11 protein-coding genes are annotated in these 12,822 nt (G+C 53.3%); 4 read left to right on the plus strand and 7 right to left on the minus strand.

Features of this window, described 5'->3' with window-relative positions; translation table 11 throughout:
* Positions 1 to 136 precede the first annotated feature (136 nt).
* From recO to MTP37_RS07005, 3 genes are all read left to right on the plus strand, one after another.
* Positions 137 to 883: a DNA repair protein RecO gene (gene recO / locus MTP37_RS06995; RefSeq protein WP_249236630.1), complete on the plus strand. Its 747-nt coding sequence runs from the start codon at positions 137 to 139 to the stop codon at positions 881 to 883.
* A gap of 16 nt (positions 884 to 899) precedes the next feature.
* Positions 900 to 3,311: an endonuclease MutS2 gene (locus MTP37_RS07000; RefSeq protein WP_249236631.1), complete on the plus strand. Its 2,412-nt coding sequence runs from the start codon at positions 900 to 902 to the stop codon at positions 3,309 to 3,311.
* A 114-nt stretch (positions 3,312 to 3,425) separates the two neighbouring features.
* On the plus strand, positions 3,426 to 4,292 hold the full coding sequence (locus MTP37_RS07005; RefSeq protein ID WP_249236632.1) for an N-acetylmuramoyl-L-alanine amidase family protein: 867 nt from the start codon (positions 3,426 to 3,428) through the stop codon (positions 4,290 to 4,292).
* A gap of 611 nt (positions 4,293 to 4,903) precedes the next feature.
* Here the strand turns inward: MTP37_RS07005 and MTP37_RS07010 are convergent.
* From MTP37_RS07010 to queA, 7 genes are all read right to left on the minus strand, one after another.
* Positions 4,904 to 6,103, minus strand: coding sequence for a tyrosine-type recombinase/integrase (locus MTP37_RS07010; protein ID WP_249236633.1), 1,200 nt, complete (start codon positions 6,101 to 6,103; stop codon positions 4,904 to 4,906).
* A 15-nt stretch (positions 6,104 to 6,118) separates the two neighbouring features.
* Positions 6,119 to 7,465, minus strand: a complete 1,347-nt coding sequence (radA, locus tag MTP37_RS07015) for a DNA repair protein RadA (protein WP_249238706.1) — start codon at positions 7,463 to 7,465, stop codon at positions 6,119 to 6,121.
* A gap of 153 nt (positions 7,466 to 7,618) precedes the next feature.
* The gene (locus MTP37_RS07020; RefSeq protein ID WP_249236634.1) at positions 7,619 to 8,368 is read right to left on the minus strand and encodes a hypothetical protein; all 750 of its coding nucleotides are present in this window, start codon (positions 8,366 to 8,368) and stop codon (positions 7,619 to 7,621) included.
* Positions 8,369 to 8,396: 28 nt separating this feature from the next.
* The gene (locus MTP37_RS07025) at positions 8,397 to 8,792 is read right to left on the minus strand and encodes a TIGR04086 family membrane protein (protein ID WP_249236635.1); all 396 of its coding nucleotides are present in this window, start codon (positions 8,790 to 8,792) and stop codon (positions 8,397 to 8,399) included.
* Positions 8,793 to 8,867: 75 nt separating this feature from the next.
* Entirely contained in the window at positions 8,868 to 9,179 is a 312-nt protein-coding gene (gene yajC / locus MTP37_RS07030) for a preprotein translocase subunit YajC (RefSeq protein WP_005942086.1), read from the minus strand.
* 73 nt (positions 9,180 to 9,252) lie between these two features.
* The gene (tgt, locus tag MTP37_RS07035) at positions 9,253 to 10,398 is read right to left on the minus strand and encodes a tRNA guanosine(34) transglycosylase Tgt (RefSeq protein ID WP_249236636.1); all 1,146 of its coding nucleotides are present in this window, start codon (positions 10,396 to 10,398) and stop codon (positions 9,253 to 9,255) included.
* A gap of 96 nt (positions 10,399 to 10,494) precedes the next feature.
* Positions 10,495 to 11,523, minus strand: a complete 1,029-nt coding sequence (queA, locus tag MTP37_RS07040) for a tRNA preQ1(34) S-adenosylmethionine ribosyltransferase-isomerase QueA (RefSeq protein WP_249236637.1) — start codon at positions 11,521 to 11,523, stop codon at positions 10,495 to 10,497.
* A gap of 174 nt (positions 11,524 to 11,697) precedes the next feature.
* On the opposite strand from queA, the gene asd reads away from it, so the two are divergent.
* A complete protein-coding gene (asd, locus tag MTP37_RS07045; RefSeq protein ID WP_249236638.1) occupies positions 11,698 to 12,780 on the plus strand; it encodes an aspartate-semialdehyde dehydrogenase in 1,083 nt (360 codons plus the stop codon).
* Positions 12,781 to 12,822 lie beyond the last annotated feature (42 nt).

Below are 12,822 nucleotides of genomic sequence, written 5' to 3' on the forward strand. Positions count from 1 at the left end.
TCCGCAAAAGGGAAGAGGTGCTGTAAGATGGATGCGCAGACAAGCTGGCAGGCGTTTGCCTGCACGGGCAATATCCTTCGCTATCTCGATTATAAGCAAAAGCAGCCGGAAGAAGCCACAGCAGAGGACAGGGAAAATGGAAGCCTTTGTAACCACGGGTCTGGTACTGAAGGAGACCCGCTATAAGGAATCGGATCGGATCCTGACAATCCTGACGCCGGAGCTGGGCGTGATCTCAGCCTCTGCACAGAGCAGCCTGCGGCTGAAAAGCAAATTGTTCAGCGCCTGCGGGCTGTTCTGCTATTCAGAGTTTACGCTGGTGCCGGGCCGCAACATGTATACCGTGCGGGAAGCCGAAGTGAAAAACGTCTTTCACGGCATTTCGGCCAGCATTGAAGGCATGAGCCTTGCGATGTATATGGCTGAAATGGCAATGACTCTTTCGCCCACCGGGCAGGAAGCACAGCGGGAACTCCGGCTTTTGTTAAACTGCTTTTATATGGTCAGTGAGAGCAAAACAGACCTACGGGTGGTCAAAGCCGTTTTTGAGCTGCGCACAATGAGTGAATGCGGCTTTATGCCGCAGATCGTATGCTGCCGTGACTGCGGTGTGTACGATGGAGCCGCCTTTTATCTGGATGTGCAGGAGGGGCATCTGCTTTGTGCGGATTGTGCCGCAAAGCAGGGTAAGACCTGCAATCTGGATCAGGGTGCTTTGTATGCATTGCGGCATATCTGTCTTGTAGACGACAAAAAAATATTTGCATTTAAAATATCTGTGGGCAGTCTGGAAAAGCTTGCTGCGGTGGCAGAGCGGTATGCTCTGGTCCATCTGGATAAGCCCTTGAAAAGCTATGACTTTTTAAAATCACTGTTGCCCTGAACATAAAGGAAACCCTATGGAAACAAGTTACTTAAAAACACTGGAACTGGATAAGATCATCGCCCGTGCAGCAGAAGGCTGTGTGTGCAAGGAAGCACATGAGATGCTGCTTGCCCTTCAGCCGCAGTGCGACCCAGACGAAGTGCGCTATGCGCTGGAGCAGACCGACGCGATCAATACCCTGCTGATCAAGAATGGCTCGCCTCGTTTTGGCGGTGTAGAAAATGTCAGCCAGCTGGCGGCACGCGCGGTCAAGGGCGGTGTGCTCTCAATGGGTGAGCTGCTGATGGTAGCCGGTGCGCTGCGCAATTTTCAGAATCTTTCAAGCTGGTATGGAGCATCGGAGCACGATGCTCTGCCGACAGATGATCTGTTCTATGCACTGGCACCGCAGCCAAGTCTGGAACAGCAGATCTCCAGCGCCATTTTGGCACCGGATGCCATGGCAGACACGGCTTCCCATACGCTGAATGACCTGCGCAAGAAGATCCGCGCCACCGAAAACAGCATCCGAGACCGCTTGGAAAGCATGGTGCGCAACATGGACACCTCCAAATACCTGCAGGAGAGTGTGGTATCCATGCGCAACGGCCGGTATGTTGTGCCGGTCAAGAGTGAATATCGCGGCGAAGTGAGCGGCATTATCCACGACGTATCCTCCACTGGAGCCACGGTTTTTGTGGAGCCGCAGGCCGTTGTGGAAGCAAATGCCCGCATTTTGCAGTATCGCGCACAGGAAGCCCAGGAGATCGAACGCATATTGGTGGCGTTTACTGCACAGGTGGCCGCCATCGAACCGCAGTTCCAGTACAGCTATAAGGCCATGCTGGAAATTGACATTCTGCTGGCAAAAGCGCGTCTGGCGCTGGATCTCAAGGCCTTTAAGCCTGCTGTGCGTACAGACAATTCTTTCTCTCTGATCCGTGCGCGGCATCCGCTGATCGATCCTAAAAAGTGCGTGCCGGTAGATATTGCATTGGGCAGGGAATACGATTCGCTTATTATCACCGGCCCGAACACCGGCGGCAAGACCGTCACCTTGAAAACCGCCGGTCTGCTGTGCGCTATGGCGCAGTGCGGCTTTTTGATCCCGGCTGATGAGCGCAGCGAGATCTGCGTATTTGACGAATTTCTGGTAGACATCGGCGACGAGCAGAGCATTGAGCAGAGCCTTTCCACCTTCTCCGGCCACATGAAAAAGATCACCGGAATCTTGGAGCTTGCCATGCCGCATACGCTGGTGCTGCTGGACGAGTTGGGTGCCGGCACCGACCCCGCTGAGGGCGCTGCATTGGCTGTTGCCATTATTGAGGAACTGCGCCGCCGCGGCGTTTTGCTGATGGCCACCACCCATTACGCAGAGCTCAAGGTGTTTGCACTGGAAACAAAAGGCGTGGTCAATGCCAGCTGTGAGTTCGATCTGGAAACACTGCGCCCCACCTACAAACTGAGTGTCGGCGTACCGGGCAAATCCAATGCATTCCTCATCAGTGAAAAACTTGGCATCCCGGAGCGTGTCATTGAAGCGGCGCAGCAGCACCTGTCCGCAGAGGATAAGCGGCTGGATGCTGTTCTGGGGCAGCTGGACGATTTGAAATTACAGCTGAAGGAAAGCCAGAACGAGGTGGAAGAGCTGAAAAATGAGGCCTCGCATCAGCTGGAAGCTGCCCAGAAAAAACGTGATGAGCTGATCCAGCAAGGCGAAAATGAGCTGGAAGCCGCCCGTGCCAAGGCCCGCGCACTGGCTCAGCAGGTGGAAAGTCAGGCCTACGCTCTGACCGATGAGCTGCGCCAGCTGCAGAAAGATGAACGCATGAGCACCCAGCAGAAGGCACAGCGTGCACGTGAGATTGCAAAGAAAGAATCCGAAAAACTCTTTATCGGCACAGAAGTGGTGCACAATCCCGTCAAGGAGTTTGTGCCGCTGAAAGAGGTCAAAGTAGGGCAGGAGGTCTGCATTGCAGAGCTGAACCAGCTGGCCACCGTGCTGGCTCTGCCAGATAAAAACGGTGATGTGCTGGTGCGTGCCGGTATCATCAAGACCAAGGTTCCGCTCAAGGGATTGAAGCAGCCAGAAAAACTGGTCAAGGAAACGAAACCGCAGACCAAGGCGCAGCAGCGCTACTCCCGCCTGACCGGTGATGCCAACCGTCCAAACGGCAGGGTAGAGCGTGTGCAGCGTTCTGCTAAAATGGAATGCAATCTGCTCGGTCTGACCGTGGACGAAGCGTTGCCGGAGGTGGATTCCTTTATTGACCGTGCGATTCTGAACGGGCAGACGGTGGTCTACCTGATCCACGGCAATGGAACCGGTGCGTTGCGCACAGCCATTCATAAGCATCTGCGCGGAAACCGCATGGTCAAAAGTTTTCGTCTGGGCCGCTACGGCGAAGGTGAAAGCGGCGTGACCGTGGTAGAACTGAAATAACAAAAAGCTATCCGGAGTATGATCTGGATAGCTTTTTTCTCTTGATCTGCAGGAATTTGCTGCGCAAGATCGTATTCTATAAGGAATACTGATATTAGAAGGAAGTAGGCCAACATGGCAAAACGATATTCCAAAGCCGCACATGCAAAAAGACACAAACAAACTTCTCACAAAATCAAAAACGTCATCATCCTGATTTTTTGCGGGGCGGCTATCTGGTTTGGCTGTTCACTTTGGTACGCAGCACGGACGCTGCAGGCGGCTCACCCCGCTGAAAGCATTGCCGGTGAAGAGTTTCGGCCACAGGTAGGCGACCCGCCATACCGGGTGGTGATCGATGCCGGGCATGGTGGTGCAGACCCGGGTGCAAGGGGAGTCGTTGAAGAAAAAAATATGACGGCTGCCACAGCAGCAGAACTGATCCGATTGTTACAGCAGGATGCAAATTTTATCCCGCTGCAGACCCGTAACAGCTTCGATGAGACCGCAACGCCTGCACAGCGTGCGGCTCGGGCTTCGGAGCAGTCGCCGCAGCTGCTGCTCTCTATCCATGGCAACTCTGCTGCAAATGGCTCCACGGCATCCGGCTTTGAATGCTATCCGTCCGTACCGGGCCGCACCTGGCATCAGGAAAGCTTTTATTTTGCACAGCTGCTTGCGGAAGGGATGCAGGCCTCAGGCGCAGCATTGCGCGGGCACGGGGGAGTCCGGTACATCTATTATCTGGAAAACGATCAGAAACAACTGGTGGAGAGCACCCATACCGAAATACGGGAAGAGCGCAGCTTTACATTGTTAGAAGACGTGAACTGTCCGGCTGTATTGGTAGAACAGTGCTTTGTAACGAATGAAGCCGATGCAGCACGATTCGGCAGCGAAGAAGGCTGTAAAAAAGCGGCACGCATTTATTATGAGGCGATCTGTGAATACTTTGGCACACAGCCGCAGTCTGAACAGTTGGCCGGACTTTCCCTGAATTGAACAAAAAGAGATGTACCGGCAGAACGATCCTGTTCCAGACGATGCACTCACAAACGGGTCTCCGAACTCGAAAGTGGAAGAGAGAGGGGATCTGCTTTTTTGATTACATGTATTTCGTATAATGCACGTTATGTGAAATATAGGGGAGTGAAAAAGGCCTCTTTTCTCAGATTCGGCTTTTTCGGCAGTCTGTGGACCTTTCGCTGACTGCAGTGCTGTTTTATCGGCTTTTTGCAGTTTTTCATCGTTTGATGCATTTCATTTGCGTTTTACTGTTGTAATTCTTTTTTCGAATCATTTTCTATAACGGGTTTTACCGGACACACATACATTCGCTTTCTGCGTACAGTATTCTTTTTCAGGCACACATCTTTTACATTCATTATGCATTATGGTATCCGTGTTAGAACCATTCTGATCATTTTATTTTTCTGTGTATGACCATTCGTTCGTGCTATTTTAATTCGTTGGCTGGATTCCGGCCTATGATTCCATGATAACCTAGATAACCTATAAAAAACGTCTATGACAGATCCGAGTCCTAGACCTGTCACAGACGGTGCAGATTCATTTTGCATCATAATGATGTGTTTCTTGCTTATAAATAAAAATCAGCTGTTCCGGTTTTCAACGTCAGCATTCTGCGCCATGGCAAGCGCAGCAGCGTCCAGACCAATGCCATCCTTGGCTGTACCGTCAAACGCTTCCATCGGCACAGGCTCTTGCTCCGGCATTGTTTTCTCGCGGCTCTTCCCTGTTTCCTGTTCTGTTGTATCCAAGACTTTGGCCTCAGATTTTGGCTTTTTGAGTTTACCCAGAGGGTTTTCCTCAATAGCGGCACGCACCTGAAATTCTTGCAGATGCGTGTAAATTTGGGTAGTAGAAACGCTGCTGTGGCCCAGCAGCTGCTTTAAAGTCAGAATGTCCACATTACCAGTCTGATACATCAGCGTGGCTGCAGTGTGTCGCAGCTTATGGGTGGAAAAGCCCTTCAGTCCGGCAGCCTTCATGGCACCGGTAACAAGCTGCTCTACCCTGCGGTTTGAGATGCGTTCCTTGCGCCGCCGGGTGATGAATACGGCTTTTTCCTGCGGCAAAAGGCCTTCCATCGTGTTGCGCTTGCTTAAATAGAGCTGCAGTGCCTCAATGCATGCGTCATTCAGATAGACCATGCGCTCCTTATGGCCTTTGCCGAACAGCCGGATCTGGCGGTTTTCCAGATCGATATCGTCAAGATTCATTCCTACCAACTCGGCCAGACGCATCCCACAGTTTAGGAACAGCACGACCATGCAGTAATCTCGTTCTGGAAAATCGCTTTGTGTCTGCGTGCTTTCCAAAAGTTCAATGGACTGTTCCGCTGTCAGGTATTTGGGCAGAACTTTATCCTGCTTGGGTGGATGGATGGCGGCTGTGGGGTCCGCATCCAGCCGGTTGACCTGATTGACCAGATAATCGTAAAAGCCGTGCAGACTGGCCAGCCGCCGGGCGGTCGAAGATTTTTTGTTGCCGCATTCACGGCTCAAAAAATACAAATATTCATAAATATCTTCTTTTGTGACCGTTGCCCAGAATGCGGTATCCAGACCTTTCGGGTCGATGTCCTTCATTTCGCTGTCATCCGGAACAAGGCCGCGGCGGCGTTTCATGAAACGGCTGAAGCCGCGCAGGTCACAATAATAACTGAATGCCGTATTGGCGCTTTTGCCCGCGATCACTTCCAGGTAGCGGACATATTCTACGATATCCTGTGAAGCATCATCGAATGGCTTATGCTTGCCAGGATTTTTTTCATCCAGATAGATCGACATAGTTCCCTCTTATATTTATAAACGGTCCGATTTCAGCGCGTTGATGGCATCCGTGATATAGGCTGCACCGACCAGCTGCATTCCCGGGTAATCTGCCAGGCTCAGATGATTCAGGCTGTGCTTCGGGATCACCGCGCGTTCAAAACCAATACGTTCTGCCTCGTGCAGGCGCTGTTCCAAATTGGGAACGCTGCGTACTTCACCGCCAAGGCCGACCTCGCCAATGGCGATCAGCTTATCGCTGACAGGCCTGTCCAGCAGCGATGAGACCATGCTCAGGCAGACCGAAAGATCACAGGCTGTATCCCGCAGTGCAATGCCGCCCACAATATTGATATAGACATCCAGATTGCCAAAGAAGTAGCCTGCACGCTTTTCCAGCACAGCAATCAGCAGATTCATGCGGTTGTAATCGTAGCCGCTGCAGGCACGGCGCGGTGCCGGAAAATTTGTTTTGGTGGCGAGAGCCTGAATCTCGCTCAGGATGGGCCGGCTGCCTTCCATGGTACAGGCCACACAGTTGCCGGAAACGCCCAGGGGCCGCCCCTCCAAGAGCATCTGCGAAGGATTTTCAATTTCTGCAAGGCCCTGCCCTGTCATATCAAACATGCCAAGTTCATTGGTGGAGCCGTAGCGGTTTTTGGCCGCACGCAGGATTCGGTACGGCAGCATTTTATCGCCCTCAAAATAGAGCACCGTATCCACAATGTGCTCCATGACCTTGGGTCCTGCAATGGCACCGTCCTTGTTCACATGGCCCACGATAAACATGGGAATCTCCTGCTTTTTGGCAACGGCCAGTAAGCGCGCAGCGCTCTCCTTTACCTGACTTACGGTGCCGGAAGAGGACGAAATATCCATACAGCGCATCGTCTGGATAGAATCGATGACTACCAGATCCGGCTTTTCCTTTTCGATCAGGCCGCAGATCTCATCCACATCGTTTTCAGCTGCCAGAAAAATGTTGTCCTGCGGCACCTTCAAACGGGCCGCACGCAGCTTGACCTGCCGCACCGATTCCTCGCCGGTGATATACAGCACGCTGTGCCGGTTGGAAATAGCACCGCACAGCTGCAACAGCATGGTGGACTTGCCTACGCCGGGCTCACCGCTCAGCAGCACCACGCCGCCCAGCACAATGCCGCCGCCCAGCACGCGGTCCAGCTCGGAAATGCCCGTCAGGATACGGCTCTTTTCTTCTGTGGTGCTGATTTCAGAAAGGCGCTTGGCTGTCAGGCTGGTCACGCCCTCGGGCCGTGCCGCTGCTGCCTGCTTGGCTGCGGCGGTGCCGGGTTTGGGGGCTTCGGCCACAACGTCTTCATTCATGGTGTTCCAGCTGCCGCAGCTGGGGCAGCGGCCCATCCAGCGGGGGCTTGTCTCCCCGCAGTTGGAGCACACATAGACTGTCTTTATTTTCATCAAAAGCTCCTGTTTTCATTGTATCGGTTTTAGTTTTCTCTATTGTAGCATACAACATGCAAACCCGCAAGAAAAGCATCTTCAGATGCTCCCTGATCAAAGCCGACTGCTGATAGCGGCAAGCGCAGTGGAGACCCCGCATAGAGGCAGGAACAAAACGATGGTGAGCAGATAGGCACGCATCAGCGTATTGAGCCGGATTCTTTCGTGCCCCGCACAAAAATCCGGAGTGAAAAAAGAACAGGCGCGTATCTGCCCGCTTACCCGCAGAGCATCCGCTCCAAAGATACATAGCCCATCGGCTGCCACAGCAGCAGGCAGCAGAGCAACAAACAATCTCCCTGCGTTTCGTTGCAGTTCAAACAGCTGGACGGTCAGCATTCCGCTTCCCAGCCCGTAGAACATGGCAAACAGGAAGATCAGAACCGGTCCCAGTGCAGAAAACCCCAGCAGCAGAAGGACTGTTGCCGCAAAAACCAATGTAAGATACTGTATACCAAAAAGATCGATCGTCGCCTGTGGACCTGCGGCAGCAAACAGCTTGCTCCATGCCTGAAAATAGTGGGCTGTCCAATCCAAAGGCTGCGCTGCGCACATTGCCTCAATCACTCCGGCAGCCGTGCTGCCAAGCAAAAATGCACAGACGAGCAGCCAGCAATTTTTCTGCCCGGATATCTGCCGGGATGCAGATTTTTGTATAGACGAACGCGTTTGAGACGGTGATCCTTCATCCGGCAATTCCGGCCGCAAGGGTTCGGCTGACCCAAGGGCCGGAGCCATGCTGACCTCCGGGCATGGATGCCCTGTAAATTCTTGATCGGCTGCAGTCTGCTGATAGACCCACATTACAAAACCTCCTGTGAACTTTCTCCTGTCAGCTGCGGCGCTTGCTCTCACGGCTCTTCATACCAAGAAAGCCTCCGATGCTGCCGCACAAGATCACGATTGCAAAGCGCATCTGTGCACCACTTTCGGTGATAGCTCCGGATGGGATGCTGAGCACACAGAGCAGTGCGGCATAAAACACGCCCTGCACAAGCCCGCAAATCAGCCCGCGCTCTTTTTTACAGAATGCTGCTACCCAGCCGCCGCAGAAGCTTCCGACACCAACGGCAGCTGCGGCAAGAGGTTCGGCGGCTGTACCCGGACATTTTTGAGCGACCATCCATGCGGCCATTGCTGCCAGACATACCGCCGTTACTATAAAGGCAGTCCCACCTGCCAGAAAGAGAAAACGGAGTTCCGCCGGGGAAAACTTTTTCTCAGACATAAAAACGCGCCTCCCTGCCAGTAATCTATGCAGGAAGACGCGTTTGATATGCTCTTAATTGTTTGAAGAAAAAGCTTACTTCTTGTCAGCCTTGTCCATGTTCAGCTTTTCAACTGCAGAAATTGCAGTCTTGGTAAAGCGGATCTTCACACGGTCGGCACCGGTCTCAAGAACAAAGGTATCGTCCTTGATTGCAACCACACGGCCAATGACGCCGCCGATGGTCGTGACCTGATCGCCGATCTCCAGACTGCTGCGCATTGCAGCGTCCTTCTTCTCCTGCTTCTTCTGGGGACGATAGATCATGAAGTACAGCAGGACCAGCATCAGAGCCAGTGTGAAGAACAGGCTGATGTAGCCTTCGGACGTAGTAGTCAGAAATTGCATGGGGCAAAATCTCCTCTCAAAATTCAGATAAAAATATTATACCTTTTTAAACGACAGGTTGCAAGGGCTATTCTCAAATTCGGGTATCCAAAAGCTTTACATAGTTGTCGTGGAAGGCTGTAAAGGTACCGGCATCCAGTTCATCGCGGATGCGCTCCATCAGATGGTTATAGAACCACAGGTTGTGCATGACAGCAAGGCGCATTCCCAGGATCTCTTCTGCTTTGAACAGGTGACGAATATAAGCGCGGGAATAGCTACGGCAGACCGGGCAGCCACAAGCAGGATCGATGGGGCGTTCATCACGCTCATACTTTGCATTCTTGATGTTGATGATACCGCCCCAGGTGTTCAGGTGACCATGCCGTGCGTTGCGGCTGGGCATTACACAGTCAAACAGATCCACGCCGCGGGCAACTGCCTCGATGATATTGCCCGGCGTGCCCACGCCCATCAGATAGCGGATCTTATCCTTGGGCATGTGGGGCTCCACCTGACTGATCATTTCGTACATCACTTCGGTAGGCTCGCCTACAGCCAGACCGCCGATGGCGTAGCCGTCCAGATCAAGGTCTGCGATCTGCTTCATGTGCTCTACACGCAGATCCGCAAAGGTGCAGCCCTGATTGATGCCGAACAGAAGCTGATCGGGATTTACGGAGATGCCCTCATGCTTCAGGCGGGCCATTTCATCCTTGCAGCGCTTCAGCCAGCGGGTCGTGCGTTCACAGCTGGCTTTGGAGTAATCGTGCTGGGCGGGGTTTTCCACGCATTCATCAAAGGCCATGGCGATGGTAGAGCCAAGGTTTGCCTGAATCTGCATACTCTCTTCCGGGCCCATAAAGATGCGGTGGCCGTCCAGATGAGAGGCGAAGGTCACCCCCTCTTCGGTGATCTTGCGCAGCTTGGCCAGACTGAATACCTGAAATCCACCACTGTCAGTCAGGATGGGGCCGTTCCAGCGGGTGAACTTGTGCAGACCGCCCATGTCTGCCACCACCCTGTCGCCGGGACGAAGGTGAAGATGATAAGTATTGCACAACATCACCTGCGCACCGATCTCCTTAAGGTCATGGGCCGAAAGGCCGCCCTTGATAGCACCGGCAGTAGCCACGTTCTGAAAAGCGGGCGTCTGCACCGTGCCATGCACGGTCTTGAACTCGCCCCGCCGGGCGTCATGTTCCTGCTTGAGCAGCTTGTAGGTCGTCAAAGAAGGCATAGTTTTTATTCCTTTCTGTGCACGGAAAACAGCCGTGCGATCTTCATGAAAAAGCCCAGAATCAGGCTTATCAACAACAGAATGCCGGGAAAAGGATCAGATAATCAGCATCGCATCGCCGAAACTAAAGAAGCGATAGCGTTCCTCCACAGCTACTTTATAGGCAGCCATGGTCTTTTCGTAGCCGTACAAGGCCGATACCAGCATGATAAGGGTGCTTTCCGGCAGATGGAAGTTCGTGATAAGGCCATCGATGCAGTTGAACTTCACGCCCGGGTACAGAAAAATGGAGGTATTGCCGCTGCAGGCGCGGATCTCGCCGTACTTTGCGGCAACAGCTTCCAGCGTGCGGCAGCTGGTGGTGCCCACAGCGATCACACGATGGCCGGCGGCTTTGGTGTCACGAATCATCTGCGCGGTCTTTTCATCGATGCAGTACCATTCGCTGTGCATTTTGTGATCCGCGATCTCATCCTCCTGCACAGGGCGGAAGGTGCCCAGACCCACATGCAGGGTCACTTCAGCAATGTTCACGCCCTTGGCACGGATGGTATCCATCAGCTCCGGCGTGAAATGAAGGCCGGCCGTAGGGGCTGCAGCACTGCCAAGCTCCTTTGCGTAAACAGTCTGATACTGGCTCTGATCCTCCAGCTGCTTTGTGATGTAGGGCGGCAGAGGCATTTTGCCAAATTCGTCCAGCTTTTCATAAAGCGTCTCAGTATCGTAATAAAATGTAACGTACTTGTTGCCATCTTCCATGGTCTCATCCACCACAGCAGTCAGGGAGCCATCGCCAAAGCTCACTTTGGTGCCGGGCTGCATCCGCTTGCCGGGCTTTGCCAGACATTCCCACTGGTCACCTTTGACCTGACGCAGCAAAAGCAGCTCACACACAGCACCGGTGGGCTGCTTGACGCCCACGATGCGGGCAGGCAGAACCTTGGAATTGTTTACCACCAGCAGGTCGCCCGGCTCTAAAAATTCCGGCAGATCGTGGAAGATCTTGTGCTGGATGCTGTCGTCTTTCTGGCTCAGCACCATCAGCCGTGCAGAGTCTCTGGGGTCAGCCGGCTCCTGTGCAATGAGCTCTTTGGGTAAATCATACCAAAAATCTTTTTTTAACATAGCGTGCAATTTGCCTTTCCGATGATTGACACGGATACCGTATCAATGATATCATAAAATCTGTATAAACAGTATCTATTATATTGCATCGCTGTCCGGTTTGCAAGCCGTGAATCTATGTAATAGAAATATTTATTGATTGAGTTCGCTTTCACGAAAGGAAAGGTGCTGGAAATGGAAAAACAGTATAAAGTGGGTATCGTAGGTGCGACTGGTATGGTCGGTCAGCGTTTTGTGACGCTGCTGGAAAATCACCCCTGGTTCAAGCTGACCGTTCTGGCCGCATCCGGCCGCAGCGCTGGCAAGACCTATGAGGAAGCTGTCGGTCCCCGCTGGGCCATGACTGTCCCCATGCCGGAGAGCGTGAAGAAGATGATGGTTCTGGACGCTTCCAAGGTAGAGGAAGTTGCTTCGCAGGTGGATTTTATCTTCTGTGCAGTCAATATGCCCAAGGACGAGATCAAGGCTCTGGAAGAGGCTTATGCCAAGGCTGAATGCCCGGTGGTGTCCAACAACAGTGCAAACCGCTTCACCCCGGACGTGCCCATGGTGGTGCCCGAGATCAACGCCGACCACATCGAGATCATCCCCGCACAGCGCAAGCGTCTGGGCACCAAGCGCGGCTTTATTGCCGTCAAGTCCAACTGCAGCCTGCAGAGCTATGTTCCCGCACTGCACCCGCTGATGAAGGACTTCGGCGTCAGCAAGGCACTGGTGTGCACCTATCAGGCCATTTCTGGTGCAGGCAAGACCTTTGACCGTATGCCGGAGATCGTGGACAATGTGATCCCCTACATTGGCGGCGAGGAAGAAAAGAGCGAGCGCGAGCCGTTGAAGCTGTGGGGCCACATTGAGGGCGACCACATCGTCAACGCCGAGAAGCCCACCATCACTGCACAGTGCTTCCGCGTGCCTGTTTCGGATGGTCACACGGCTGCCGTGTTCGTGAGCTTTGATAAGAAGCCTACCCAGGAGCAGATCCTGGATGCATGGGCAAACTTCCGCGGCCCCGCACAGGAGCTTGACCTGCCCAGCGCACCCAAGCAGTTCCTGCATTACTTCACCGAGCCGGATCGCCCGCAGCCCAAGCTGGACCGCAACACCGAGAACGGCATGGCTGTGTGCATCGGCCGTCTGCGCGAGGACACCCTGTTTGATTACAAGTTCGCCTGCATGAGCCACAATACTCTGCGCGGTGCCGCCGGCGGCGGTGTTCTGCTGGCTGAGCTGCTGGCCGCAAAGGGCTATTTTGACTGAGTATATTTTGCGTGCAAACGCATCAAAAGGAGTTTTTAGTCT

Source organism: Faecalibacterium sp. HTF-F (genome assembly GCF_023347535.1).
Classification (GTDB): domain Bacteria; phylum Bacillota; class Clostridia; order Oscillospirales; family Ruminococcaceae; genus Faecalibacterium; species Faecalibacterium wellingii.

What these genes read in the sequence shown, in the direction of transcription:
- recO (WP_249236630.1), top strand. Translation starts at nt 137, where the DNA reads ATGGAAGCCTTTGTAACCACGGGTCTGGTACTGAAGGAGACCCGCTAT.
- MTP37_RS07000 (WP_249236631.1), top strand. Translation starts at nt 900, where the DNA reads ATGGAAACAAGTTACTTAAAAACACTGGAACTGGATAAGATCATCGCC.
- MTP37_RS07005 (WP_249236632.1), top strand. Translation starts at nt 3,426, where the DNA reads ATGGCAAAACGATATTCCAAAGCCGCACATGCAAAAAGACACAAACAA.
- MTP37_RS07010 (WP_249236633.1), bottom strand. Translation starts at nt 6,103, where the DNA reads ATGTCGATCTATCTGGATGAAAAAAATCCTGGCAAGCATAAGCCATTC.
- radA (WP_249238706.1), bottom strand. Translation starts at nt 7,465, where the DNA reads ATGGGCCGCTGCCCCAGCTGCGGCAGCTGGAACACCATGAATGAAGAC.
- MTP37_RS07020 (WP_249236634.1), bottom strand. Translation starts at nt 8,368, where the DNA reads ATGTGGGTCTATCAGCAGACTGCAGCCGATCAAGAATTTACAGGGCAT.
- MTP37_RS07025 (WP_249236635.1), bottom strand. Translation starts at nt 8,792, where the DNA reads ATGTCTGAGAAAAAGTTTTCCCCGGCGGAACTCCGTTTTCTCTTTCTG.
- yajC (WP_005942086.1), bottom strand. Translation starts at nt 9,179, where the DNA reads ATGCAATTTCTGACTACTACGTCCGAAGGCTACATCAGCCTGTTCTTC.
- tgt (WP_249236636.1), bottom strand. Translation starts at nt 10,398, where the DNA reads ATGCCTTCTTTGACGACCTACAAGCTGCTCAAGCAGGAACATGACGCC.
- queA (WP_249236637.1), bottom strand. Translation starts at nt 11,523, where the DNA reads ATGTTAAAAAAAGATTTTTGGTATGATTTACCCAAAGAGCTCATTGCA.
- asd (WP_249236638.1), top strand. Translation starts at nt 11,698, where the DNA reads ATGGAAAAACAGTATAAAGTGGGTATCGTAGGTGCGACTGGTATGGTC.